Origin of the sequence: Rathayibacter sp. AY1C7 (genome assembly GCF_002931865.1) — a bacterium.
In the GTDB taxonomy this organism is placed as follows: Bacteria; Actinomycetota; Actinomycetes; order Actinomycetales; family Microbacteriaceae; genus Rathayibacter.
In genome coordinates this window covers 1-24,275 of sequence record NZ_PSWB01000002.1, presented here as the reverse complement: position 1 = coordinate 24,275, position 24,275 = coordinate 1, and the positions used below count along the sequence as shown (strand labels likewise).

Sequence of the window (24,275 nt, the reverse complement as noted above, 5' to 3'; positions counted from 1 at the left end):
AGGAGGATCATCCCAGATCCGCGCCGTTGGAGGCGATGACCTTCTGGTACCAGAAGAACGAGTCCTTCCGGTAGCGCTCGGTGCTGCCGTGGCCGAGGTCGTCCATGTCGACGTAGACGAACCCGTAGCGCTTCGAGATCTGCGAGCTGGAGGCGCTGATCAGGTCGATCGGCGCCCAGCTCACGTAGCCGAGCAGCTCCACGCCCTCGTCCACCGCCTGGATCATCTGCTCGAAGTGCGCGCGGAAGTAGTCGATCCGGTACGGGTCGTGGACCCGGCCGTCCTCGGTCAGCTCGTCGCGCATCCCGAGCCCGTTCTCGACGATGAACAGCGGCTTGCCGTAGCGGTCGTAGAGGTCGATCAGCGAGATCCGCAGGCCGACGGGGTCGATCTGCCAGCCCCACTCGCTCGACTCGAGGAACGGGTTCTTGACGCCGAGGACCGTGTTGCCGGGTGTGCGCTCGGCGTCGGGGCGGACCGACTCCGTCATCGACATGTAGTAGCTGAACGAGATGAAGTCGACCGGGTGCTCGCGCAGCAGCTCGACGTCGCCCGACTCGAACGGGATCTCGACCCCGCGGCTCTCGAGTGCCCGCAGCGCCAGGCGCGGGTAGGCGCCGCCCGCCTGGACGTCGGTGCAGAGGTAGAGCATCCGCTCCTTGGCCTGCGTCGCCGCGACGTCGTCGGGGTGGCAGGTGTTGGGGTAGGTGGTCAGCATCGTGAGCATGCAGCCCATCCGCGACTCGGGCCACAGCTCCTTCAGCGTCCTCGTGACCGAGGCGGAGGCGACGAACTGGTGGTGCAGGGCCGTGTAGCAGGCCTGCTCCACGCTGCCCTCGACGGTCTCCTCGATGATCCCGCCCGAGGTGAACGGGTGGCGGATGATGCCGTCGATCTCGTTGAAGGTCAGCCACATGTCGACGAGGTGGCCGAAGCGCTCGAAGCAGGTGCGGGCGAAGCGCTCGAACAGCCCGATCGTGCGGCGGTCGACCCAGCCGTTGTGCTTCAGCGCGAGCGCGAGCGGCGGGTCGTAGTGCGAGAGCGTGACCAGCGGCTCGATCCCGAGGCGCCGCATCTCGGTGAAGAGGGCGAGGTAGTAGGCGATGCCCTCCTCGAGCGGCTCCGCCTCCTCCCCCGTCGGGTAGAGGCGGGTCCAGGCGATCGAGACGCGGAGGGTGGTGAAGCCCATCTCGGCGAACAGCGCGAGGTCGCCGGGGTAGCGATGGTAGAAGTCGATGCCGCGGCGCTTGGGGTAGTACTCGGTGTCGTCGTCGGACATCGCCGCCGTGATGCTCTCCACCGTGTTGCGGTGGTGGATCGCGTACTCCTTCGGGTCCGCCTTCGGCTTGTAGGAGGCGACGTCGCTGACCGCCGGGCCGCGCCCGCCCTCGCGCCACGCGCCCTCGACCTGGTTGGCGGCGAGGGCGCCGCCCCATCGGAATCCGTCAGGAAGCGCCATCGGCGAGCTCCTTCTCTCTCTGCGTCACGGTCATGATCCGGTCGCCGGAGGTGATCCGCTCGGCGGCCTCGACGAGCACGGTGTACTCGGCGGAGTTGGTCACGAGCACCGGGGTCGTGGTGTCGTAGCCGGCCGCGGTGATCGCGGCCAGGTCGGCGATGAGGAGCAGCTGCCCGGCCTCGACCCGGTCGCCGACCGCGACGTGCGCCTCGAACGGCGCGCCGTCCAGCTGCACCGTGTCGATGCCGACGTGGATGAGCACCTCGACGCCGTCCGCGCGGCGGAGCCCCACGGCGTGGCGGGAGGAGAGCAGCGCGATGACCTCGCCCGCGAACGGCGCCCGGACGGCTCCGTCGGAGGGGCGGATCGCCAGCCCCTCGCCGAGCACGCCGGCCGAGAACACGGGGTCCGGCACCTCCGAGAGGGGGATGACGGAGCCGGTGAGCGGCGCCTGCAGCGCGAGCGGGCTCCCGGCGGCCGCCACGTCGCCGAGCGCCTGGACGCTGGCGGACGCGTCGTCGCGCCAGATCACGAAGGAGACGACGAACGAGACGGCGACCGAGATCAGCAGGCCGATCACGGCGTTGAGCAGGTTCCAGGGGTTCAGCCCGTCGATGAACATCGAGATGCTGGCGACGCCGGGGCTGACCAGCGCGAACGCGGCGACCTGCGTGGCGCCGATGTAGGCGCCTCCGACGACGCTGCCCGTGATGACGGAGACGAGGGCGCGCTTGTTCTGCAGCGTGACGCCGTAGAGCGCCGGCTCGGTGATCCCGAAGAGGGCCGAGAGGCCGCCCGAGAAGGCGGTGGCGCGGAGGGTCGCGCTCTTGGTGCGCAGGGCGATCGCGAGGCTGGAGCCGGCCTCCGCCGCGTTGTGGGCGAGCGAGGAGGCGAGGTAGAAGGTGTCCTTGCCCGCGCTGGCCATCGTCGCGATGGTCGGCGGGATGAACGCCTTGTGCATGCCGACCGAGATGATCAGCGGGAGCACGCCGGCCAGCAGCGCGACGGCCACCCAGCCGAGCGCCCCGTAGAGGCCGATCATCGCGCCGGTGAGCATGGAGCCGAGCCAGTAGCCGAGGGGGCCGAGCAGGAAGATCGTGGCCGGAGCGACGATCACGAGGCACATCAGCGGCACGTAGAACGTGCGGATCGGGCCCCACGAGTGCTTTGTGAAGAAGCGCTCGACGAGCGAGAGCAGCAGCACGGCCAGGATCGCCGGGAACACCTGCGCGTTGTAGGCGATGACCGGCACCGGGATGCCGAAGAGCGCGACGCCGCCCTCCTGGTTGAGCAGCGTCGTGAACGCCGGGAAGACCAGGACGCCGACGAGCCCGAGCGCGAGCGGCCGGTTCACGTCGAGCTTCTTCGCGCTCGTGTAGGCGACGAGCAACGGCAGGAAGCCGAACACCGCGTCCGGGATGGCGGACAGCAGCTTGAAGCTGTCGGAGGCCGGGTCGAGCCAGCCCAGCGCCGAGGCGAGGACGAGGAACGACTTGAAGATGCCGGCGCCCGCGATGGCCGGGATGATCGGCGTGAACACGCTGACCACGAAGTCCATGATCGTCGCGCCGAGGCGCTTGAGGGACCGCGGCTGCTTCGCCCGCGCCGTCGACGTGGTGGTGCCGCCGCGCAGCTTCTCGACCGCCGCGTACATCTCGCTGACGCCGCTGCCGACGATGACCTGCGTCTGCGGGCCGGTGACGACGCCGATCACGCCGGGCACCGCCTTCAGCGCCTCGACGTCGGCCTTCGCGTCGTCCGCCAGCGCGAACCGCAGACGGGTCGAGCAGTGCTGCAGCTTCGCCACGTTGGCGGCGCCGCCGACGTGCTCGAGGATCGCCTTCGCGCTCTCCTGGGTACTCATCGGTACTCCTCCGGGTGTGTGGGGACGCGCGCTTCCCTGCGCTGTGCTGCCCGGCCGTCCGTCGCCGTCCCCGCCCCCTCCGGCACCGTCATCGGTGCTCCGGCGGAGCGTCAGGAGGCGTCCGGGCACAAAAAAAGGATCCGACGACGCTCATTACGCGTTTCGTCGGATCCTGCCTGCACGACCAGTCACATGTCCGAGAGCGAACGTAACACGGGGGTGGGTGGGGCGTCAAAGAGGGGGGCGTGCGCACGGCCATCGCGTACGGGCGGTTGTTGCACCGGTGTTGGCATGATGGACACGTGGACACTCTCGACGTCGTTGCGGCGGTCATCAGCGATCGCGGCCGTATTCTTGCCTGCCGTCGGCGGGCGGACAAGGCGGCTGGCGGGCTCTGGGAATTTCCCGGCGGCAAGAGAGAACCTGGCGAAACGGCTGAAGTCGCCCTCGCGAGGGAGATCCGCGAGGAGCTGAGCGTGGAGATCGAGGTCGGCCCCAAGCTGACGTCAGACGAAACGGAGGTCGGCGCTCTCACCATTCGGTTGCGCTGCTTCCGAGCCGTGGTTCGTGGCCCACGCCCCACGGAGAGCACCGACCACGACCAACTCCTCTGGCTCCTTCCGAGCGAACTCCCCGGACTGGAGTGGGCCCACCCCGATCTGCCGGCCGTTCGGCTTCTTTCCTCTACGGATCGATGAGGTCGAAGCCCTCGTCAGACCTGAACGCTGTGATGATCGAGAGGCTGCGGATGAGATCCAGCATGTCCTCTTCCGGGCGACCGGGAAGCAGGATGACGGGGACTGCCGCGTAGCCCTCGCGCTGCGCAAGATGGGCATAGTCGAGCACCTGCCCGATGGCCATGCGGACGAAGGACCGGGCGGTCGACTTCTTGGCTTCGACAATCCAGCCGCTCGATCGGACGTAGAGGTCCGGCTCGACCCGTGAGCTGCCGACCGGGAGCGTCAGACGACTGGGCGGCGTGCCGTTCTCGGTCAGCCAGAGCCCAAAGTCGGACTGCAGCTCGAACTCGATTCGGGAGACGACCCGGTCATCGAGAGGGCTGACATCCGCACCCGCGATGACGATGTCGGAGTGCTCGGGAGGCGTCCAGTCGCCGAGCGAGGCGGCGGACTCCTGTGTGCCACCGTAGGTCGGCAGCCGAGTGATGTCCGCCGCAAGCGGCAGGAGAGTGAAGATGATGCCGCGTCGCTGCGTCCCTTCGGTGTCCGGGATGATCTCCCACCGGTAGGTCGGAGTCCCTGTCGTGAAGGCACCGATGTAGGTCACGCTCGTTCCCTGCACCGTGAACAGCCGAAGCACCCGCCCATCCTGCGCCGCGTCCCGGAGAGCCTTGTTGCCGCGAAGAAAAACCTGGTCACCGACCTGCCCTTCTCCCGTGTAGGAGTAGGACCCGTCCTCGCGAAGTCCCTCGAACCGGTCGTAGCCGTATCGAGCTCCCTTCGCCGGATCGGTGAAGATGAAGATTTCACGGAGCGCTCGCGGCGTCACGATCCCCTGCTGCTGCTGCCCTCCGTAGGCGCGGTGAATATCACGCCGGAGGACCTGGTCGCCCACTTCCAAGGTGAACCGACGCTCGGTGGTGTCTCTTCGAAGCAGACGGGAGCGGACAGCCTCCGCCTGCTCTTCGGTCAGATCCCACCGAGATTCCTCAGCGGGAAGAGTTCCGTAGGAGGAGCGGAGGAGGCTTCGGATTCGACGCTGAGAAACGCCCAGTTCAAGTGAGAGTGTGGCGGGAGTAACGGGAGGCATCTCGCGAGACTAGGAATGCTCGGAGCGCGTTCTGTCGAGGTGCACTCGTGTTAGCGACAGAGTTACTCATTTTGCGTCAATGCTGAACTTTGTGCCGCATAGGTCCCAGAAAAGAGGTCGCGGAAGAGACCACTACTCACTATCGCCATAGTTGAAAGACGCTAAGGCGGTCGCGTCTGCCGCTGTTGCGGCGTCGGGACGACCCTCCATCAGAGGAAAGAGATTCTCCCCCTCACTCCCCGCACCCCGCCAGCACCGCCTCCGCCGCCTCCCGGTCCTGCGCCCCGACCCCCAGCCCGTACTCGCTGAGCACGGCCACGAACTGCTCCACGTACCCGCAGCGCAGCTCCGCGGCCGGTGGCAGCCACTCCCCCGGGCCGGCGTCGCTCTTCGCGCGGTTCGTCTGCTCGGAGGCGGCGACGAGGTTCGCGGGGTCGTTCGCGAAGGCGAGGCGCTGGTCGTCCGTCCACGACCAGGCGCCGTGGTGCCACGCCCAGCCCAGGGCGACGACGTGGTCGATCTGCACGAGGCGGGACGTGTCGGTTCCGGAGACGAAGGCGACCGAGGTGCCGTCGTAGGGGTCGATCAGGGTGCCGGTGAGGACCTTGCAGTCGCGGGTGCCGGGCTTGAACACCGGGGCGAGCAGGTCGCGGCCGAGGACGTCGTTGCGGGTGTCGCAGCCGTTGCGGTCGACGTCCGACCACGACTGCCCGAAGAGGTCGCGGTCGTAAGGGACGGCGGCGGGGCCTTCGACCGAGGGGAGAGCGGCCAGCGTCGCGAGGGACGGAGTGGACGGCTCCGTTTCCGGAGCGGACGGCTCGACGACCGCCGGCGGGCTGCTCGGCGCGGGAGCAGCGGGACTGCTCGACGCCGAAGAAGCACCGGCCGGGGAGGACACCGCCTCCGGTCCGCCTCCTCCCGCCGTGTCCGACAGTGCGACGGCTGCGACGGCGAGCGCCGCAGCCCCCAGCAGAGCGAGGATCGCACCGGCCCGTCGACGAGGGCGCCGGCGCACGGGGGACGTAGGCCAGTGGCGCATGATCGACCCCTCCTGCCACGAGACCCGCGATGCGGTCGACGCGACGCGCCTCCTCAGTATGCGGAGTGACCCGCTCCGGGCTCGACGGTCGGGCGGAGCGTCGGGAACGGGGCGGCCGCGCGGAGCGACGGCGTCGACGGCCGGGATCGAGCCTCCCGGAGGCCACCTCGTCGCGCCCGCATCGGCGACCCGCGCCTGCTTGACTGCTCCCATGGAGATCTTCATCGGAGTGGTCGGCCTGCTCGGCGGGCTGGTCATCGCCGGGCTCGCGGTTGTCGCGGTGGTCATCGGACGGCGGCGGGCGGTGCCGGCATCGCTCGTCGACGTCGAGGTGCGGCTGACGCACGCCGGGGACGACTGGTGGCGGGTGGGCGCCCGGGTGCGCAACTCCGGCCGGTCGCTCGTGCCGGTGACGAGCTACAGCGACGGGCGGCCGATCTCGGTCGATCTCGGCGGAGCCGTGTCGGCGGAGTGGTACGGGTCGGCTCCCCGGTCGGACGCGTGGCGGATCGATCCGGCGGTCGGGCTCCTCCTCGGACCCGTCGCGCTGGAGCGCGGGGCCGACCTGGGGGCGACGATCGTCGTGCGCGGGCGGCCGCAGGTGCGGATCGACGCGCCGCTGCGCTACGTGCCGGTGCGCGAGAACGTGATCGAGTCGCAGACGCCGGACGCCGCTCCGGTCTGGGGCGTGTCCGAGGCCGCGGCCGCTCCGGCAGCAGCGCCGGCGTCGGCTCCCCCTGCGCCGATCCGTCCGCGTCAGCAGCGTCCGATGGACGCCGACCCGTCACGTCCCGAGCGTGAGAGCGTTCTCCGCGGCGGCTTCGGAGTGTGGGCGGCCATGATCGCGGGGGGCGCCGGAGCCGTCGGCGTCGCGATCGGGATCGCCCTCGAGCTGGCCGGTGTCGAGGCGTCGGGGCTGGGCGGCGCGGGCATCATCCTGATCGCGGCCGGCTTCCTCGGCCTCGTCGGCACCCTCGTGATCCGGCTGCTGCGCCGCTGGCTCGAGCCGCCGGCCCTCTGGCGGACGCCCGCGCAGCGCCTCCGCCGCCCCGGGACGATCACCGTCCTCATCCTGAGCTACGCGGGGCTGGCGCTGTTCTGCACCGAGTTCGCGGCGCAGTCGGTGACCGGCGACACGACCTGGGTGGCCGGGATCGCCGTGCTGATGCTGATCGCCGCGCTGATCGGCATGGGACTCGTCGGGTTCCTCCGCCTGGTGGTCCTGCTCGGCGTACGCCGGGCCTCCCGGGAGACCCCGTGACCCGTGAGGTCGTCGTCGTCGGAGCCGGCCTGGTCGGAGCGGCGACAGCCCGCGCCCTCACCGAGCGCGGCGATCGCGTGGTGCTCGTCGAGCAGTTCGAGCGGGGCCACGACCGCGGCTCGTCCCACGGCGAGACGCGCATCTTCCGCCGCGGCTACCTCGAGGACGACTACCGCGCCCTCACCGGACGGTCCGGGCGCGCCTGGGCACGGCTCGAGGCCGAGACCGGCCGCCGTTTGCTGCACCCGGTCGGCGCGATCGACCACGGCGACTCCGCCGTCCTGGCCGCCGTCGAGGCTGTCCTCCTGCGCGACGGGATCCCCGTGGTGCGGATCGAAGCGGACGAGGCGGAGCGGCGCTGGCCGGGACTCCGCTTCGAGACCGACGTCCTGCTGCACCCCGAGGGCGGACGCCTCGACGCGGCGGCCGCGATCGACGCGATGCTCGACTCCGCCCTCGGACGCGGCGCCGTCCTCCGGACGCGGACGCGAGTGCTGGGCATCGAGGAGCGCGCCGACGACGTGCGCGTGCTGACCACCGACGGCGCCCTCGACGCGGACGCGGTCGTCGTGGCCGGCGGATCCTGGACGCCGCCGCTCGTGGACGGCCTCGTCCGCGCGGCCGGCCGACGCCTCCCTCCGCTGCGCGTCACGCAGGAGCAGCCCGCGCACTTCGCGACGGACCTGCCCCTCGACTCCTGGCCGAGCTTCGCCCACCACCGCGCCGGCCTGCCCGTCGTCTACGGGCTCGCGACGCCCGGAGTCGGGGTGAAGGTGGGCGAGCACAGCACCGGTGTCGTCGTCGATCCGGACGAGCGCACCTTCGAGCCCGAGCCCCGAGCGCTCGCCCGCCTCGTCGGCTACGTCGCGGAGTGGGTCCCGGGCGTGGACGCGGCGAGCGCCGCTCCGATCAGCTGCCTCTACGACAGCACGCCCGACGAGGACTTCGTGCTCGACCGCGTGGGACGCGTGACTCTGGCGACCGGGTTCTCGGGGCACGGCTTCACGTTCGGCCCGGTCCTGGGCGAGCTGCTCGCGGACCTCGTCGCCGGCGGAGCGGCGCGGGAGCGGTTCCAGCTGCTGCCGGCGTGAGGGGCGGGTGCGTCCGGAGGAGCGGCTTCCGACCGGGGAGGAGCGAGTGGATTCCGACGCAGCAGCGGATGCTCAGCGGCCTGCGGGGCCCGTCCCGCGCTGCTCGCGGCCGTCCGGGTCGAGGAGCACGGCGTCGTCCCAGCCGCTCGCCGCGTCCGTCGTACGGGCCTTCGCCGGCGGGCGCCGCGCGACCGCGACGACGATCAGCGCTCCCAGCATCACCAGGGCGGCGGTCTGGAGCGGCGGCGCGACCATCGCGAGCGCCTGCCGCACGTAGAGCTCCGGCGGGACCGTGATCGAATCGCCCTGGTACTGGTTCGGCAGCAGGAGGACCACGACCGGGAGCGCGAGCACTGCGGCCCAGAGGACGACGGTGACCGCGATGGCGGCGGCCCAGAGCAGGCGGACCCGCTTCATCGGCGGGGAGCCTTCAGCAGCGGCACCACGACCGCCAGGCCGAGGGCGATCAGGCCGACGGTGAGGAACGGTCCGATCGCGTTGTCGCTGAGCACGCGGAGGTACTGCTCGGGCCCGAAGGCGCTCTGCGACGGCGAGTAGTCGTACCAGCTGTGGGAGCTGTTCCAGAGGGCGAGGAGTCCGACGAGGACGCTCACGGCGCCGACGACCCCCAGGGCTCCGGCGATGCGGCGAGTGGAGACAGCGGGGCGGGGGTCGGCGTCGGTCGCGTCGCGGCGGTCACCGGAGTCGGGTGCCGCGTCGCCGGGAGCGGGGTCGGGTTCGGCGGGAAGCGGGACGGTCGGCTCGGTCGGGAGTGGGACTGTCGGCTCTGCGGGTCGGGGCGCGGTCGGCTCCGCGGGTGTCGGGACGGCCCGCACCGCCGATCTCTCGCGCTCCGGAGCCGTCCGTCGGCCGGAGGCTCGGGAGCCCGTCGGGCCGCCGACCGATCGCACGTCCTCCTGATCGGGAGCGGACCCGCCACCTCGCCGGACAGCCGATCGCCCGGTGCCCGCAGCCCCGCCCGACAGGAACGGGGAGCGGAGGCGCTCCTCGCCGCTGCCGCGCCGCTCGGCGCCGCGTCCGTCGTAGCCGCGCTGGAAGCCCGCGTGGTAGCGCGGGTCGGTGCCGCCCTCGTCCGTCCCGCCGCTCTCGCGTGGGGAGCCGTCCGCTCCGGTGCTCCGCGCCATGCCGTCCCCCGCTTCGTGCAGTCGGGCCATCATGTCGCACCTCGCCCGCTGCGGGGAGGTGTCGGGCGGAGCTCGGGGTGCGGTCGGCGGAGGCGGGGGTTCAGCGCCCGGCCGCGGTGGTGCGCGACGGGAGGCTGACGATCCCCGCTCCGACCAGCAGCAGGCCGATCGTCACCGCCGTCAGCGCCGGCCAGCCACCGGATCCGACGGCCAGGCCGAGGAGCCAGCCGCCGGCGGCCGAGCCCGCGTAGAAGGCGATCGTGTAGACCGCGCCGGCGTGCCCGCGGAGTGCCGGAGCCGCGCGCGCTCCCGTCCAGGCGGCGCCGGTCGCGTGCAGGGCGAAGAAGCCGGCCGTGAAGACGAGGAGTCCGGCGATCACCACGGCGACGTTCTCGGCGAGCATCACCAGCAGTCCGACGATCATCAGGGCGACGCCGATCCGCATGACGAGGCGGGGACCGATCCGCGGCCCCCATCTCCCCGCGAGCCGGGAGGAGACGGTTCCCGCGAGGTAGGCGGCGAAGAGGAGGGAGACGAGCGCGGGCGCCAGCGCGAACGGCGGCGCCTCGAGCCGGAACGCCAGGTAGTTGTAGACCGCGACGAACACGCCGACCGCGAGGAACGTCTGCAGCGCGATCGCGACGAGCATCGGATCGCGGAGCACCTGCGCCGTCTTCCCTCGCCAGCCGCCGGGAGCAGCCTCGCGCGCGCCGCCGCCCCGGGGCGCGAGCACGGCGAAGACGATCGCCGCCGCCGCGCAGACGGCCGTCACGACGAGCAGTGCGCCGCGCCATCCGAGCGCCGCCGCGAGCGGTCCGGCGAGCAGTCGTCCGGCGGCACCGCCGATCGTGGTCCCGGAGACGTAGGCGGTCGCGGCGGCCGTCGCTCCGGCGCCTCCGACCCGGTCGTGGATCGCCGCGACGGCGAGCGCCGGGACGGCACCCAGTGCCGCTCCCCCGAGGAAGCGCAGGACGAGCAGGAGCTCGAAGGTCGGGGCGACGCAGGCGAGCAGCGCCAGGACCACGGACGTGAGGACAGCGATCCGCATGGATTCGAGCCGTCCGATGCGCTCGGCCACCGAGGCCCACGGCAGCACCGAGAGCGCCAGTCCGAGGGTCGCGGCCGAGACGGTGAGCGCGGCGTCGGACGGGGCGAGGGCCCATTCCCGCGCGAGCTGCGGGAGGACGCTCTGCACGGCGTAGAGCTCGGCGAAGGTCGCGACCCCGGCGGCGAGGAGGGCGATGGTCAGCCGCCGCTGCGAGAAGGGCGCCGCTGCGCGCATCGGTCGGGTGCGTGCGGCGGTGCTCATGATTCCGACGGTAGACCGCCTGCGGGTGCATCACTAATGCCCTTTCTCGTCCTGTTCATGCGTTCTGGTCATGTCTGGATCTAGGGTGGTGGAGTGTCCGACGACTGGCCCGCGACCCTCCGCCTCCTGCCCCTGCTCGTCGCGGTCGCCCAGACCGGGAGCGTCACGGCGGCGGCAGCCGAGCTCGGGATCCCGCAGCCGACCGCGAGCCGGTCGCTCGCCCGGCTGTCCGCTCTGGTCGGCACTCCCCTGGTCCGCCGGGAGGGCCGCGGGGTGGTGCTGACGGAGGCGGGGACCCGTCTCGCCGAGGCCGCTCAGGACGGCATGTCGGTGATCCGCGCCGGCCTCGCGGAGGTGCGGCAGGCGGGCGACGTGGAGCACGGCCGGATCGACCTCGCCTTCCAGACGCTCCTCGGGGAGAGCTTCGTGCCGGATGTGATCCGCCGGTTCCGCCGCCGCTGGCCGCAGGTCGGCTTCGGGCTCCGGCACGGCTCCCGAGCGCTCTGCCTGCGGGCCGTGGCGGAGGGCGAGTCCGAGCTGGCGATCGTCGGGGATCCGCCCGATCTCCCCGGCACCACCACGACGACCCTCTACTCGGAGCCTCTCCTCGCGGTCGTGGACCCTCGTCATCCGCTGGCCTCGCGGCGCTCGGTCACGGTCGAGGACCTCCGCGGCCTCGACCTGATCATGCTGGCGCCCGGCTACGGCCTCCACGAGTCGGCCCGGCGCCTGCTCGCCGTGGACGGCCGCGACCCGGTGCCGGCGTTCGAGGTCGGCGACTACCGCGCCGCCCGAGGACTCGCGGCAGCCGGCCTCGGACTCACGATCCTGCCGCCGAGCCCGTCCTCGGTCGACGACGACGTCCGCGAGATCCCGATCGACGATCCGGGCGCGAGCCGTGAGATCGGTGTGCTCGCCCGCGACACCGGGAACCCGGTCGTCCCCGAGTTCCTGCGGGCCCTGCACGCCGCGGCGGCCGCCCGGCGCCGGTGACCGCTGCTCGGCTCTGCTGTCAAGCACAGGAAGCGGTGGCCCTTCGTGCAGCAAGCTTCGAGAGGATCCCCGCACCGCCAGCGACACCCCCCTCCCCCCGCTCCTGCACCACGTCACCGAGGACGGCCCCGGTCATGATCCTTCTCCGCACCCACGCCAACCGCTGGACCGCGCGCGCCCGCCGCAGCGGCGTCGTCCTCGGCATCATCACCCTGGTCTCCGATCTCCCCCGCCCGGCCTACCGGACGGTCCGCCTCGATCCGACGAGCGGCGAGCGCGTCCTGCTCCGCGACACCGCCGAGCTCGAGGAGGCCTTCGCCGTGCTCCTCGCCGGGCTCGAGCGCTCGCGCATCGCGGCCTCGGCATCCCCAGCCGAGTCGGCTCCCCCGTGCGCCCCGGTCGACGCGCCCGTCGCAGTCGAGGACGACCTCGAGGAAGCCGCCTGACCCGACGGCGTCCTTGCGAGGAGACCCTCACCGCGCATCAGGTGCCGAGCTCTCCGCCCGCCTCCTTCACACTCGACGTGTCGCATCGACGTGCCTTGACACCTCGACCGGCGGATCCGTCCTCGGCAGGTCCCGCGGACCGATGACCCGTCGGAGCCGGGCCGACCTGCGCGACCGCAGGAGAGCCCGGCGCCAGCGCGGATCGGTGCGGGCCCGGAGGTGGGGGTCGAGCGGGCGGAAGCCTCCAGCGGTCCGCTCCTCGATCAGCACGATCGTCGCGGTCGCGAGGTGCAGTCTCCGGACCGGCTCCCTCTCGGGATGCGGATGTCCGGAGCGCGTGCGGAGCTGCTGCTCCAGCTGCTCCGGGTCGGCGGACCACCAGGTGCTGACGCCGACGCGTCCATCGGGGAGAGGGAAGCGCTCGGTGATGCGGTACGGGAGGCCGTGCTCGGTCATGCAGTAGTGCCTTTCGAGGAGAGGGTCCGGGAGCCCGGGCCGCGCTGCAGCGGCCCGGGCTCCGGTTCACGAGGTGCGGGTCGAGCGACGGCGCAGCGCCGTCAGGGCGCCGCCGGCCAGGAGCAGAGCGCCCGCTCCGGCCGCGAGGGGCCCGGCCGCCGCTCCCGTCGAGGCGAGCACCGTCGGCACGAGTCCGACCGGAGGCACCGCCACCTGGGCGCAGCTGGCTCCGCCGTCGTCCGCGCACGGGTGCAGGACGGTCGTCGGATCGAAGCCCTCCGGGACCTCGGTCAGGCGCGCCCGGTTGGGGATGGTCCACGCGTCCACGCCGTCGGCGACCCGTCCGGTCACGGTGAACGTCGTCGACGCTCCCGCTGCCAGAGACAGGTTCTCGACAGTCAGGTCGGACGACGCCGGGCCGCCGTCCCGGGAGATCGTGACGTCGCTCAGGTGCGCGAGCTCGGGGATGTCGGTGAGGGTCACCCCGTCCGCCGGGCGAGCCCCCTCGTTGGCGACCACGATCCGGAACCCGGCACGCCCGCCGTGGTCGACCTGATTCCCGATCGCCGTCTTCTCGATGGAGAGCCTGCCCTCGACGGGCGGCACCGGGATCTCGGCGCAGGACGACGTCGCATCGTCAACGCAGGCGTTCTCGACCGTCGGCGGGTCGAAGCCCTCGGGCTGGTGGGTGATCGAGACGCGGTTGGGCAGGGTCGCGGCGTCGTACCCGTCGGCGACCCGGCCGCTGACGTGCAGCGACACCTGGCCGCCGGCGGGGATGTCGAGACCCGTGACGGGCTCCGTGGCCGGCTGCGTTCCTCCGGCGCCGTTCTCGATGGTCGCCTCGAGCAGGTGGTCGAGCGTCGGGACGTCGGTCACGGTCACGTCCGTCGCGTCGACCGTTCCGGTGTTCGCCACGACGATGTCGAAGCCCGCCGTGCCGCCGTGCTCGGCGCTCGCCTGGGACGCGGTCTTCCGGATCAGGAGCGACCCCTCGCCGATGTCGTGCGGGACGGTGGCGCAGGGATTCGCGTCGGTCCCCGTGCCGGACGAGGCGGGAGCGAAGGGCGCATCGGCGAGGCAGGCCGTGTTCGTCAGCGCACGGTCCCCCTCGCCGGTCACGATCACGTCGAAGGTCAGCTCGGCCGTCGCCCCGACCGGCAGGCTGCCGGCCGCCCAGGAGATGCGGCCCGTCTCCGCGTCGATCGTGGCCGTGCCCTGCGAGGTGCGGAGGGAGACGGCGTCGAGCTCGGCGTCGTCGAGCACGCCCTTGTCGAGGTAGTCGATGACGGCGGCGTCGGAGTAGTCCCCGGTCCCGTCCGAGGTCAGCGTCACCCGGTAGGGCACGCGGGCGCCGCGGAGCAGCGGAGTGGCGGAGTCGACCGACGAGGTCTTCGCGATGCTCACGTGCGGCGCGAGCGGATCGAGGCGTGCGACCGCGACCGCACCGTCCGAGCCGTAGGCCCAGTCGTCGATCGCCCGCAGGTCGCCGTAGGAGCCGTGCACCGAGTCGTTGGCGTTGGGGACGCGGCCCCGCCCGGAGTCGTCGCCCTCCCAGCGGTGCACCCCGCCGGACGAGTCGGTGCCGCCGTCGCCGGACGTCACCGCGGAGGTGCCGGAGTACCGCTCCGAGTTCGATCCGGCGAGGAGCGAGTCGTCCCAGTGCACCGTCGACGGGTCGTCGCCGCCGCCGGTCGACCGCACGACGGACACGCCGCCGGCGGACGTCTCGGCGTCGACCCGCGTGAAGTGGAACTCGTTCGTGCGACCGATGGAGGCGCGGAAGGTGACGTCGGGGTCGGTCACGTCGACGGTTCCGCCCTTCGCGTCCCGTCCGTCCCAGTCGACCGAGAAGGGACCGGTCGTCCCCGCGATCCGGGTGAGGTGCACGTCGCGCTCGCTGTCGTAGGAGCCGTCCCCGTCCGCATCGACGTCCACGACGACGGTGCCCGGCTGCGTCCCCAGGACGCCCGTCAGCGTGCCCGCGTCGGAGCCCGCGGACGACCGCCGGAAGGCGAGGCCCTCGATCGTCGGCGCGCGGTAAGCCGGAGCGATCGACTCCGGCAGGTCGGACGACGGCGGGTCCAGGAAGAGCTTGTAGGTCTGCAGGCCGTCGATCCCGGAGCGTCCGGACGCCTGCACGTACTGAGCCCCGATCCCGCCCGCCTCGCTCGACTGCGGCATGGGGACCGAGAGGTAGGACGGATCGGACGACCCGACCTTCACATTGCCCTTGTTCGTGGCCTGGACCGTCGAGGCGACTCCGTCGTAGCCGCGCAGCCCCAGCTCGTAGCGGGCGCCCGTCTCCGTGACGGCGTGAAGCGTGAAGGAGGAGCGCCGCTCCTCGGGCGAGGAGTAGGACTCCTTCGCCCCGGACTGGATCGCATAGGACTCGGACCACACCCGGCCCGCGACCGCCGCGCCCCGCGCGTCCTGGACGCCGATGCTCCAGACGAGGTTCACCGGCGCCGTCACGTCGTCGTCGGACACCCGGATCTGGAAGACCCCGGTCTCGTCCGCCACGAACGAGCCCCCGGCGGACACCGAGGGCGCCGCTCCGGGCGCGAAGTCCTGCTCGTCGAGGACGGCTCCGCCCGGAGCCGTCACCCGGGCGGTACCGCCGCCGGTCTCGCCCTCGCCGGTCCCCGAGCCCGCCTGGAGCGGGTGGAGGTCCACCCGGAGCGTCTCGCCCTTCTGGACCCAGGCCGAGACGGTCGTCACGCCGGCGTTCGTCGCGCCTCCCTGCAGGAGGGTGTTCTCGATCGTCGTGTGAGGACCGTCGGCGGCGAGGGCGGGCGGCGGCGCGAGGCCTCCGCCCAGCAGCCCGCTCACGAGCACGCAGCCCGCCGTCGTGCCGACCAGCGCTCGTGCCGTCCGCGCTCGGGGTCGTCCGCGCTCGTCCCGCCCCGACTGTTCCGTTCGACTCATCCGATGTCCTCTCCTCTGCCGACCGAGCGCACTGCGTCGGCGGCGACCGTTCAGCCCCACGGAAGGAGAGTATTGCTCGGTTCGACGTCCTCGCAGTAGGGGCAGCTGCATCCGTGGAGAACGGCGCGAGATGGGCGCTGTGGAGGAGGAAACGGCGCGCGGGAAGGGGCGAGCGGCGCGGTCCGGTCACGTGATCGCAGAGCGTGCGAGGCGTGATCGCGGGTGCCGATGAGCTCGCGGGCCAAGGACGTCCCGCACTGTCGACGACGTGGAGAGGACACGCCCTTGAAGGCGGAGGACCGGCCGTACCGTCGCCGTGCGCTCTCCGTGAGACCGACGGCGACACCCACCGGAACCCGCGACCGTTAAAACGAGAACGGCCCGCCGAAGCGGGCCGTTCTGCTCTGTCTCAACCAGAGTGCGCCCGGAGGGATTCGAACCCCCAACCTTCTGATCCGTAGTCAGATGCTCTATCCGTTGAGCTACGGGCGCAATCCATCGCGTGGGCCAGAGGCTCACGCAACGAGGTACGACTATACATGTCGGGAGCCCCCTCCGCGAATCGGCGGCGGCGGCAGCGAGGGCTCCCTCCCTGGACGCTCCTGTGGCGCCCGGGCGCCCATTCCTCCCTGGCAATTCGGAACGCGTCGCAGAGCCTCCGACGGGCGGACGCCGCTGCTCCCCCTCACGGCGTACCGTGGGCTCATGGAGGCCGCCGCGATCGAGCTCGTGGGCTTCGTCGTCTCTCCGCTGCACCGCTACGAGGGCCGCCCCGCCGATGGCCCGGTGCCGTCCGAGGGCAACGAGCAGCCCGAGCGGATCGAGATCCGCGCAGGCCTCGGCATCGTCGGCGACCGCTTCTTCGCCCAGCGCGCGCACCGCCCCGCGGCGATCACGCTCTTCGCGGTCGAGACCCTCGAGCACATCGCCGCCGAGCTCGGCGCAGGGCCCTTCGACCCCGCCGACGCCCGCCGCAACATCCTCGTCCGCGGCGCCGACGTCGATGCGCTCGCCAGCCGCACGTTCGCGATCGAGCAGGGCGGGGAGCGGATCGAGTTCCAGGGCGGACGACCGGCCAACCCCTGCGCCTGGATGGACGTCGTGCTCGCCCCCGGGGCGTTCCGGGCGATGCGGAGGCGCGGCGGCGTCCGCACCGCCCCCCTGACGAACGGCGTCCTCCACACCGGGCCGGCCCGCCTGATCCTCCACAGGTCGGACGACATGCTGATCTGAGCCCGGCGGCGAGCGCCTAGGCTCGCAGCGACCGACTCCCCCGATCGAAGGAGGCCCCGTGCTCCGCCCGAGCGACCTCCTCCCCACTCTCGCCACGACCCTGCGGCGCGGAGTCCGCGACGTCTTCGCGACCACGCGCTCCCGGGGGCGGGATCCGCACCGCCGCACCCGCAGCACCGACGTCTCGGTCCAGCGGGTGCACCACCGAGACGTCTGGGCGCGGGTGAGCACAGTGGGGCGCGACGGCGAGCGCACGTTCGTCCTCGTGCCGGGGATCGGAGTCGCGGCCACCTACTTCGAGCGCCTCGCGCCCGCGCTCAACGAGTTCGGTCCGGTGCACGCTCTCGACCTGCCGGGCTTCGGCGGCGTACCGCACCCGATCGACGCGCGGCGCATGGACATCGGCGACTACGCCGAGCTGGTCGGCGCCGTCATCGACGAGCTCGGCCTCGACGATCCCGTCGTCCTCGGCCACTCGATGGGGACGCAGGTGGTGGCCGAGCTCGCCGCGCGCCGTCCGGAGCTGACCACCATCGTCCTGCTCGGACCCGTGATGAACCGGCACGAGCGCCGCCTCCCGACCGCCGCGCTCCGCTTCGCCCAGTCGAGCGTCCGCGAGCCCCTCAAGGTCGCGATCCTCGCCGCGGGCGCCTACCTCCTCTGCGGACCGCGCTGGTTCTCCCGCGTGCTGCCCGAGATGATGCACTACCGGATCGAGGAGACCGTCCCCCGGATCCGCGCGTCCGCCCTCGTCATCCGCGGCGAGTTCGACCGGCTCGTTCCGCGCGAGTGGGCGGAGGAGATCGCCCGGTCGATGCCGCACGCGCGGGCCTGGGAGATCCCCGACGCCTCCCACTCCGTGATGCATGCGCACGCGGAGGAGGTCGCCCGCCTCTGCGTCGAGCACGCGCGGGCGCCGCAGCCCGACCGGGACGAGGCCGCCCTCCGCCGCTACCCCGACTCGGAGGTCGACCACTCCGAGGAGGACGCGCCCACCGAGGACCCGATCGGCGCTCTCCGGGGACGCATCACCGAGCTGGCCGGGATCCTCGTGGACGACGACTCCCTCATCGCCGAGGGCAAGACCCTCCACGCCGAGGCGAGCGATCCGGAGGCACTGCACCAGGTCGCTCCGGACGCGGGCGACGGCGAGCTCGTCGAGGGCGGCGGATCGAGGGAGGACGGCGAGCAGGACGGCTGACCACCACAGGCCACCACGACCCGCACGTCGCGCGGCGTGAGACGCCGAGCGCAGCAAGAGCAGCCCTCCCGCCGACGCCACTCCGCGCCCGCCCGTCAGGACTCCGCGCCGACGATCTCCTCGCGGATGCGCCGCAGGTCCTCGGCGAGCGCCCCCAGCAGGATCCAGTGCTGCGGATGCGGAGTCGCGATCACGAGCGGCGCGGTGAGAGCGGGCAGCTCGTCGGTGATCGCCTCCGGCTCGGGAACGTCGACCGAGGACTGCACGAGGAGCCGCAGATCGTGGGCGGCCCGGTGCAGCTGGACGGCGATGTCGGCGATCGTCGGCTCCCCGACGAGCTCGTCGTCGTAGAGGTCGTGCACGGTCCGCGTCATGCCGCGGACCCGGGTCACGATGCGCCCCAGCCGCGGGACGACGGAGTCGAGGGCCAGCAGCCGGTCGCGGTGGGCGGAGCGGCGCGGGTTGAGGCGGAGGGACTCCTCGCCGGTCGCGATCGCCTCCTCCGCCTTGCTCTGCATGGTCTGCAGCAGCCGGGCGTTGATGAGCAGCTCGTCGAGCCGACGTCGCGGGACGGGGGCCTGGAGGGCGTCGCCGAGGTCGTCGAGGGCGGCGGCGAGCTGAGCGGTGAGGTCTCCGATCGCCCGCTCGGCCGGTGCCAGCACGACCGGAGGGACGATGAGCACGTTGATGACGACTCCGACGGCCGCGCCGAGGAGGGTCTCGAGGATGCGGTCGAGCGCGTAGTTCGGCGTGACCGCGCCCACCGAGAGCACGAGCATCGCGCTGATCGGGATCTGCACCGCGGAGGCGGGGGTCAGGCGCACGGCCCACCCGACGGCGATCGCGGCCACGATCGCGAGGAGCACGATGATGCTCTCGCCGCCGAGCACCGTGCCGATCACTGATCCGACGATCACGCCGATGATGACGCCGACCGAGCGCTCGAGGGCCTTGGAGAACGACTGGTTGATGCTCGGCGCGACGACGAGGAGCGCGGCGATCGCGCCGAAGACGGGCAGCGTCCCCGGGAAGACGACGCCGGCGAGGAGCCAGGTGACGACCGTGGCCGCCGCCGTCTTGACCAGCTGCAGCACCGGCGGCCGCGTCGGCACGGTGAAGCTCGAGGTCAGGCGCATGGGACCACGGTAGCGAGCGCCCGCCGCCTCGCAGTCACCACGCGGGTCACCGGCTCGCGGCGGCCTCGACGCTCGCGAGCACCGCGCGGAGCGAGCGCGACGCCTCCGCCCGCAGATCGGCGGGCACCCCCGAGAGCAGCGCCCGCTCGGCGTCGAGCACCTCGGGGAAGGCCCGGTCGACCAGCTCCTCCCCCTCGCGAGTCAGCGTGATGAGCGAGCCGCGCCCGTCCGCCGGGTTCGCGGCGCGCCGCACCAGGCCCCGCCGCTCCAGCGAGTGCACACGCTTGGTGATCGCGGGAGCGGAGGCGAGGGCGATCGTCCGGAGGGTCGTCGGCGACCGCGGAGCGCCGGCGCGACGCAGCGTGGAGAGCACGTCGAACTCGCCGCGGGTCAGCCCGTGGGCGGCGAGCAGCTCCTCCGTCGCCCGGACGATCAGCGCGGAGGCGCGGATCAGCCGCCCGACGACGTCGACGGCGGAGGTGTCGAGTTCGGGCCGCAGCACCGCCCAGCCCGCCCTGATCTCGTCGACCGCGTCGCCCGGCTGGCTTTCAGACTGATTCACACGTAAAGTATATCTGCTTCACCCGTGAAACACTTCTCCGGCCGCCGCCGCTCGGACCCCGATCAGAGGACCCGATGGCCGCCACCCCCGTTCTGCCCCACCCCCGCGAGCTCCTCGCCTTCGGCCCGCACGCCGGCGCTCATCGCGTCGCCCTGCGCGCCGGCGTCTCGATCGCCGTCCCGCTGCTCGTCCTCTGGGCGCTCGGCCGCACCGATCTCGCCCTCTACGCGACCTTCGGCGCCTTCACGGCCCTCTACGGTCGCCAGCACACGCACCGGCCGCGCCTGCTGATGCAGCTGTCGGCCGCCGCGTTCCTCGTCACCACCGTGACCCTCGGCACCGTCGTCTCCCTCTCTCCTCACCGCGACTGGCTGATCATCCCCGTCGTGGTCGCCGTGACCGTCGCGGCGGCCTACCTCAGCGACGCCCTGCACTGGCACCCGCCCGGCCCGCTGTTCCCGGTCTTCGCCGTCACGGCGTGCGCGTCCGTCCCGTCCGAGCCCTCGCGGATCCCGCTCGCCGTCGCTCTCGCCGCGGGCTCCGCCGCCTTCTCGCTCGTCGTCGGCCTGAGCGGTCTCGCGCTCCCCCGCGCACGCCGCCTCGCCCCGACGCCGTGGCGCACCTCGTTCCGCGCGGCGGCGGCCCGTCCGGCGACGCGCGCCGCCCTGCTCCGCTTCGGGGCCGTCGTCCTGGTGGCAGGCACCATCCCGACCGCGACGGGCCTGGGCCACCCCTACTGGGCGATGGTCTCCGCCGTCGCAGCCGTCTCGGGAGCGGACGCGGGCGCCCGGCTCGTGCGCGCGGGCCACCGGATGCTCGGCACGATCGTCGGAGTGCTGATCGCGGCCGCGCTCCTGGCCCTGCCGCTCTCGCCGCTCGCCGTGATCGTGGTGGTGGTGCTCCTCCAGATGACCGCCGAGCTCGTCGTCGGCCGCAACTACGGTCTGACCCTCGCCTTCGTCACTCCGCTCGCGATCCTCATGGTCGAGCTCGCGCACCCCGTCGACGAGCTCGTGCTGCTGCGCGACCGGGCGCTCGAGACCGCGCTGGGCGTGCTCGTCGGAGTCGTGGCGACGCTCCTGACCCACGCCGCCTCGCAGCGCTCGCGCTCGCGCTCCTAGGCTCAGGAGGATGGACCGCACGATCCCCGCTGTGCTCGCCGAGATCACGGCGGCCGTCGCCGAGGTGCGCGACGTCGCACGGTCGCAGCAGGACGGCGCGCGGGCCCGCGTCGCGGACCGGCTCGACGAGCTGTTCGCCGGAGCGACGACCCGCCGAGAGGTCCGGGCGGCGGCCGCCGACGCGCTCGGGCTCTGGGGCGGGGCGGGCTCCTTCTCGGACGTCGGCTCGGCCGAGGCCGACCACGCGGTCAGGCGCCTGTACCGGGCCCTGCGCGCCGGCGGCTCCTGGCTGCTCCGCGCCGGCTTACCCGCACGTCGCGACCGCCGCACGACGCCGAGAACGACGAAGGCCCCCTGCTTCCGTGGAAGCGGGGGGCCCTTCTCGTTGGCGGTACCGGTGGGATTTGAACCCACGGTGGACGCAAGCCCACACATGTTTTCGAGACATGCTCCTTCGGCCGCTCGGACACGGTACCGGAGTCGAGTGTACGCGACGGCCGGAAGTCGCGCCAATCGAGCGGACGGGCCGCCGTCAGGCGGGGAGGAGGAAGCCGAGCACGCGGTCCCACTCCGGGATCGCGAGCAGGTGGCCGCGGCCGGGCACGACCTCGAGGCGGGAGTCGGGCAGCCGGGCGGCGTACCACTCGGCATGGCGGCGGCCGGCGACCGCGTCCTCGGCGCCGTAGAGGAGGAGCGCGGGCGGCTCGGCGGACTCGACGGCGAAGCCCCACTCCTGCACGCCGTAGCCGATGAGGTCGGCGGCCATGCCGAGGGCGCCCTGGGCGGCGGCACGCTCGAGCATGCGCGAGAGCCGCTCGCGGACTCCGGGGGCCTCGAGCACCGCGGTGTCGGCGTCGCCGGAGCCGAGCATCCCGAGCAGGGCGTCCGGGGCTGGGGTCGGGCCGAAGGCGCCCTCGAGCGTGCGGGTGAGCGCGCGGACGGCCTCGTCGAGCGGGAGGTCGGCCAAGCGGGCGAGCTCGGCGCGGTTCTCGTCGCCGACCCACGGCACGGCGCTGTCGGGAGCGGGCGTGCCGATCACGGCGACGCGCTCCACGAGGCCGGGGTAGTTCGCGGCGAGCGCGAGGGCCACGCGGCCTCCCGCCGACCAGCCGGCGACGCTGACGGAGGCGATGCCGACGGTCGCGAGGTACTCGGCGATGTCGGCGGCGGCCTGCTCGGGGCTGGCGCCGACGCCCGCTCCGGCGGGGTCGAGGTCGGTCAGGAGGGAGGAAGCGCCGTAGCCTGGGCGGTCGAACGAGAGCAGGCGCACCCCGTGGCGCGCGGTCGCCTCCGGGTCGGGGTCGAAGTCCGAGGAGCCGGGAGCGGGATGCGCCAGGACGACGACCCGCTCTGAGCCCTCGGGGCCGGACCAGCTGACTCCGAGCGGGCGGCCGGACTTGAGGACGTGCACTGTCGAGGGCATGTCCCCCAGTCTCCCGCAGACGTCCGACGCCGACGGAGCGGCGCTCGGGGCTGAGTCGTTCTCCGAGGCGCGATCCTCCGCCTCCGCTCCTCCGCGACGACGCTCCTCCACAGGCGGCCTCCACGAGACCTCTCCCCCGGCCTGGCGCGCCCCGCTCGCGGCGTCGGTGGTCGACGGTACTGTCGAAGACACGTTCGAACGAGCGGCGGTGTCGGGGGTCCCCCGTAGCGTCGCGCTCGTCCCCTTCCTCCGCCCCGAAAGGACCTCATGGCCTCCTCGAAGACGCGCACCGCCCCGTACCGCTGCTCGGAGTGCGGGTGGACGACCGCGAAGTGGGTAGGCCGCTGCGGCGAGTGCCAGCAGTGGGGCTCCGTGATCGAGAGCACCGAGCGCACCGGCCTCGTCCGCGCGGTCGCCGCTGTGGCTCCGGCCGCCGGCCGCATCGCGCGGCCCATCACCGAGATCGAGACCACGTCGGCGGCGCACCGCCCCACCGGCGTGGGCGAGCTCGACCGCGTGCTCGGCGGCGGGATCGTCTCCGGCGCGGTCGTGCTGCTCTCGGGAGAGCCCGGCGTGGGCAAGTCGACCCTCCTGCTCGAGGTCGCGAGCCGCGCCGCGGCCGAGGGCCAGCGGGTCCTCTACGTCAGCGCGGAGGAGTCGGCCGCGCAGGTGCGCATGCGAGCCGAGCGCACCGGCGCGATGCACGACAGCCTCTTCCTCGCGGCCGAGACCGACCTCGCCACCGTGCTCGGCCAGATCGACGAGGTCCGGCCGGACCTGCTCATCGTCGACTCGGTGCAGACGGTCGCGAGCGACACCGTCGACGGCCTGCCCGGCGGTCCCAGCCAGGTCCGCGAGGTCGCCGCGACCCTCATCCGCGTCTGCAAGGAGCGGGCGCTCCCCCTCGTGCTCGTCGGACACGTCACGAAGGACGGCTCCATCGCGGGGCCGCGCCTGCTCGAGCACCTGGTCGACGTGGTCTGCCACTTCGAGGGCGACCGGCAGACGGCACTGCGCTTCGTCCGCTCGCTCAAGAACCGCTTCGGCCCGACGGACGAGGTCGGCTGCTTCGAGATGACCGCCGAGGGCATCGCCGAGATCCCCGACCCGAGCGGTCTGTTCCTCAGCCGCACCCGCTTCCCCACCCCGGGCATCTGCGTCACGGTCGCGATGGAGGGACGCCGCGCGCTCCCCGTCGAGATCCAGGCGCTCGTGATCGCGAACGACGGCGAGCACCCCCGCCGCGTCACGAACGGAGTCGACGCGTCCCGGGTCGCGATGATCCTCGCGGTCCTCGAGCGGCAGGCGGGCATCCCCCTGCGGCGCTGCGACGTCTACGTGTCGACCGTCGGCGGCGTGAAGCTCATGGAGCCGGCGGCGGACCTGGCGATCGCAGTCGCCATCGCCTCCGCCCACGCCTACACGCCGCTGCGGCCCGGGATCGCCGCGTTCGGCGAGATCAGCCTCTCGGGAGACATCCGGCCCGCCTCCGGAGCGAAGCAGCGCGCCTCCGAAGCGACACGACTCGGGCACTCCTCGCACCTCGACTCCAGCGCCTTCACCCTCTCGAGCGCGATCACCCACGCGCTCGTCCCCGTTCCCGAGCGCATCCGTCCAGAGCGGGTGCCCACGCACTGACGGCCGCGTCCCCGGCACGCTGCACACGCACCCGACCACCGCTCGGAGCCGCCGGCGCCCCCGTCCATCGCATGGTCGAGGATCGCCACCGGAGGCGAACACGGGCTCGATGGACACTGCCCGACAGCTCCGCCCGACCACGTGCGCGTCCGATCCGCCGCGGCCGCCCGTCGCACACTGCCCCTAGACGCCGCCCCCGC

20 protein-coding genes and 2 tRNA genes are annotated in these 24,275 nt (G+C 72.8%); 9 read left to right on the top strand and 13 right to left on the bottom strand.

What is annotated here, in order from left to right; translation table 11 throughout:
- Positions 1-7 precede the first annotated feature (7 nt).
- Positions 8-1,459 (bottom strand): glycoside hydrolase family 1 protein, encoded by a 1,452-nt coding sequence (locus C5C69_RS01070; protein ID WP_104257110.1) that lies wholly within the window; start codon positions 1,457-1,459, stop codon positions 8-10.
- Positions 1,446-3,323 (bottom strand): beta-glucoside-specific PTS transporter subunit IIABC, encoded by a 1,878-nt coding sequence (locus C5C69_RS01065; RefSeq protein WP_104257109.1) that lies wholly within the window; start codon positions 3,321-3,323, stop codon positions 1,446-1,448. The genes C5C69_RS01070 and C5C69_RS01065 overlap by 14 nt, the downstream gene beginning before the upstream one ends.
- A gap of 302 nt (positions 3,324-3,625) precedes the next feature.
- Between C5C69_RS01065 and C5C69_RS01060 the strand changes: the two genes are divergently transcribed.
- The gene (locus C5C69_RS01060; protein ID WP_104257108.1) at positions 3,626-4,021 is read left to right on the top strand and encodes a (deoxy)nucleoside triphosphate pyrophosphohydrolase; all 396 of its coding nucleotides are present in this window, start codon (positions 3,626-3,628) and stop codon (positions 4,019-4,021) included.
- On the opposite strand, the gene C5C69_RS01055 is transcribed toward C5C69_RS01060, so the two are convergent.
- Positions 4,008-4,898, bottom strand: a complete 891-nt coding sequence (locus C5C69_RS01055; RefSeq protein ID WP_258063190.1) for a hypothetical protein — start codon at positions 4,896-4,898, stop codon at positions 4,008-4,010. The genes C5C69_RS01060 and C5C69_RS01055 overlap by 14 nt on opposite strands.
- Before the next feature lie 427 nt (positions 4,899-5,325).
- The gene (locus C5C69_RS01050; RefSeq protein ID WP_104257106.1) at positions 5,326-6,132 is read right to left on the bottom strand and encodes an HNH endonuclease family protein; all 807 of its coding nucleotides are present in this window, start codon (positions 6,130-6,132) and stop codon (positions 5,326-5,328) included.
- Positions 6,133-6,343: 211 nt separating this feature from the next.
- Here C5C69_RS01050 and C5C69_RS01045 point away from each other — a divergent pair, with 211 nt between their 5' ends.
- The gene (locus tag C5C69_RS01045; RefSeq protein WP_104257105.1) at positions 6,344-7,393 is read left to right on the top strand and encodes a hypothetical protein; all 1,050 of its coding nucleotides are present in this window, start codon (positions 6,344-6,346) and stop codon (positions 7,391-7,393) included.
- Positions 7,390-8,484 (top strand): FAD-dependent oxidoreductase, encoded by a 1,095-nt coding sequence (locus C5C69_RS01040; RefSeq protein WP_104257104.1) that lies wholly within the window; start codon positions 7,390-7,392, stop codon positions 8,482-8,484. The genes C5C69_RS01045 and C5C69_RS01040 overlap by 4 nt, the downstream gene beginning before the upstream one ends.
- A 72-nt stretch (positions 8,485-8,556) precedes the next feature.
- On the opposite strand, the gene C5C69_RS01035 is transcribed toward C5C69_RS01040, so the two are convergent.
- The 3 genes from C5C69_RS01035 to C5C69_RS01025 all read right to left on the bottom strand — a co-directional run bounded on the left by C5C69_RS01035 (position 8,557) and on the right by C5C69_RS01025 (position 10,938).
- Positions 8,557-8,901: a hypothetical protein gene (locus C5C69_RS01035; protein WP_104233489.1), complete on the bottom strand. Its 345-nt coding sequence runs from the start codon at positions 8,899-8,901 to the stop codon at positions 8,557-8,559.
- Positions 8,898-9,659, bottom strand: a complete 762-nt coding sequence (locus C5C69_RS01030) for a hypothetical protein (RefSeq protein WP_181067809.1) — start codon at positions 9,657-9,659, stop codon at positions 8,898-8,900. Before C5C69_RS01030 ends, C5C69_RS01035 begins: the two co-directional genes overlap by 4 nt.
- A gap of 70 nt (positions 9,660-9,729) precedes the next feature.
- Positions 9,730-10,938 (bottom strand): MFS transporter, encoded by a 1,209-nt coding sequence (locus C5C69_RS01025; protein ID WP_104233491.1) that lies wholly within the window; start codon positions 10,936-10,938, stop codon positions 9,730-9,732.
- A 93-nt stretch (positions 10,939-11,031) separates the two neighbouring features.
- Between C5C69_RS01025 and C5C69_RS01020 the strand changes: the two genes are divergently transcribed.
- Both C5C69_RS01020 and C5C69_RS01015 read left to right on the top strand, forming a co-directional pair.
- The gene (locus C5C69_RS01020) at positions 11,032-11,931 is read left to right on the top strand and encodes a LysR family transcriptional regulator (protein WP_104233492.1); all 900 of its coding nucleotides are present in this window, start codon (positions 11,032-11,034) and stop codon (positions 11,929-11,931) included.
- A 134-nt stretch (positions 11,932-12,065) separates the two neighbouring features.
- Positions 12,066-12,377, top strand: coding sequence for a hypothetical protein (locus tag C5C69_RS01015; protein WP_104233493.1), 312 nt, complete (start codon positions 12,066-12,068; stop codon positions 12,375-12,377).
- Positions 12,378-12,899: 522 nt separating this feature from the next.
- On the opposite strand, the gene C5C69_RS01005 is transcribed toward C5C69_RS01015, so the two are convergent.
- Both C5C69_RS01005 and C5C69_RS01000 read right to left on the bottom strand, forming a co-directional pair.
- Positions 12,900-15,761: a DUF11 domain-containing protein gene (locus tag C5C69_RS01005; protein ID WP_146080908.1), complete on the bottom strand. Its 2,862-nt coding sequence runs from the start codon at positions 15,759-15,761 to the stop codon at positions 12,900-12,902.
- A gap of 419 nt (positions 15,762-16,180) precedes the next feature.
- Positions 16,181-16,253, bottom strand: a tRNA-Arg gene (locus tag C5C69_RS01000).
- A 213-nt stretch (positions 16,254-16,466) separates the two neighbouring features.
- Between C5C69_RS01000 and C5C69_RS00995 the strand changes: the two genes are divergently transcribed.
- Positions 16,467-16,994: an MOSC domain-containing protein gene (locus C5C69_RS00995; protein WP_104257103.1), complete on the top strand. Its 528-nt coding sequence runs from the start codon at positions 16,467-16,469 to the stop codon at positions 16,992-16,994.
- 58 nt (positions 16,995-17,052) lie between these two features.
- Entirely contained in the window at positions 17,053-18,195 is a 1,143-nt protein-coding gene (locus C5C69_RS00990) for an alpha/beta fold hydrolase (protein ID WP_104339728.1), read from the top strand.
- Between the two features lie 95 nt (positions 18,196-18,290).
- Here C5C69_RS00990 and C5C69_RS00985 read toward each other — a convergent pair whose 3' ends face one another.
- Both C5C69_RS00985 and C5C69_RS00980 read right to left on the bottom strand, forming a co-directional pair.
- A complete protein-coding gene (locus tag C5C69_RS00985) occupies positions 18,291-19,331 on the bottom strand; it encodes an aromatic acid exporter family protein (RefSeq protein ID WP_104225996.1) in 1,041 nt (346 codons plus the stop codon).
- A gap of 46 nt (positions 19,332-19,377) precedes the next feature.
- Complete coding sequence (locus C5C69_RS00980; RefSeq protein ID WP_104233498.1) at positions 19,378-19,893, bottom strand: MarR family winged helix-turn-helix transcriptional regulator; 516 nt, start codon at positions 19,891-19,893, stop codon at positions 19,378-19,380.
- 74 nt (positions 19,894-19,967) lie between these two features.
- On the opposite strand from C5C69_RS00980, the gene C5C69_RS00975 reads away from it, so the two are divergent.
- Positions 19,968-21,014, top strand: a complete 1,047-nt coding sequence (locus C5C69_RS00975; RefSeq protein ID WP_104233499.1) for an FUSC family protein — start codon at positions 19,968-19,970, stop codon at positions 21,012-21,014.
- Positions 21,015-21,400: 386 nt separating this feature from the next.
- Here the strand turns inward: C5C69_RS00975 and C5C69_RS00970 are convergent.
- A tRNA-Ser gene (locus C5C69_RS00970) sits at positions 21,401-21,490 on the bottom strand.
- 56 nt (positions 21,491-21,546) lie between these two features.
- Entirely contained in the window at positions 21,547-22,437 is an 891-nt protein-coding gene (locus C5C69_RS00965) for an alpha/beta fold hydrolase (RefSeq protein WP_104233500.1), read from the bottom strand.
- A gap of 267 nt (positions 22,438-22,704) precedes the next feature.
- On the opposite strand from C5C69_RS00965, the gene radA reads away from it, so the two are divergent.
- Entirely contained in the window at positions 22,705-24,075 is a 1,371-nt protein-coding gene (radA, locus tag C5C69_RS00960; RefSeq protein WP_104224086.1) for a DNA repair protein RadA, read from the top strand.
- Positions 24,076-24,275 lie beyond the last annotated feature (200 nt).

What these genes read in the sequence shown, in the direction of transcription:
- C5C69_RS01025 (WP_104233491.1), bottom strand. Translation starts at nt 10,938, where the DNA reads ATGAGCACCGCCGCACGCACCCGACCGATGCGCGCAGCGGCGCCCTTC.
- C5C69_RS01070 (WP_104257110.1), bottom strand. Translation starts at nt 1,459, where the DNA reads ATGGCGCTTCCTGACGGATTCCGATGGGGCGGCGCCCTCGCCGCCAAC.
- C5C69_RS01050 (WP_104257106.1), bottom strand. Translation starts at nt 6,132, where the DNA reads ATGCGCCACTGGCCTACGTCCCCCGTGCGCCGGCGCCCTCGTCGACGG.
- C5C69_RS01030 (WP_181067809.1), bottom strand. Translation starts at nt 9,659, where the DNA reads ATGGCCCGACTGCACGAAGCGGGGGACGGCATGGCGCGGAGCACCGGA.
- C5C69_RS01035 (WP_104233489.1), bottom strand. Translation starts at nt 8,901, where the DNA reads ATGAAGCGGGTCCGCCTGCTCTGGGCCGCCGCCATCGCGGTCACCGTC.
- C5C69_RS00965 (WP_104233500.1), bottom strand. Translation starts at nt 22,437, where the DNA reads ATGCCCTCGACAGTGCACGTCCTCAAGTCCGGCCGCCCGCTCGGAGTC.
- radA (WP_104224086.1), top strand. Translation starts at nt 22,705, where the DNA reads ATGGCCTCCTCGAAGACGCGCACCGCCCCGTACCGCTGCTCGGAGTGC.
- C5C69_RS00995 (WP_104257103.1), top strand. Translation starts at nt 16,467, where the DNA reads ATGGAGGCCGCCGCGATCGAGCTCGTGGGCTTCGTCGTCTCTCCGCTG.
- C5C69_RS01015 (WP_104233493.1), top strand. Translation starts at nt 12,066, where the DNA reads ATGATCCTTCTCCGCACCCACGCCAACCGCTGGACCGCGCGCGCCCGC.
- C5C69_RS01005 (WP_146080908.1), bottom strand. Translation starts at nt 15,761, where the DNA reads ATGAGTCGAACGGAACAGTCGGGGCGGGACGAGCGCGGACGACCCCGA.
- C5C69_RS01045 (WP_104257105.1), top strand. Translation starts at nt 6,344, where the DNA reads ATGGAGATCTTCATCGGAGTGGTCGGCCTGCTCGGCGGGCTGGTCATC.
- C5C69_RS00975 (WP_104233499.1), top strand. Translation starts at nt 19,968, where the DNA reads ATGGCCGCCACCCCCGTTCTGCCCCACCCCCGCGAGCTCCTCGCCTTC.
- C5C69_RS00985 (WP_104225996.1), bottom strand. Translation starts at nt 19,331, where the DNA reads ATGCGCCTGACCTCGAGCTTCACCGTGCCGACGCGGCCGCCGGTGCTG.
- C5C69_RS01065 (WP_104257109.1), bottom strand. Translation starts at nt 3,323, where the DNA reads ATGAGTACCCAGGAGAGCGCGAAGGCGATCCTCGAGCACGTCGGCGGC.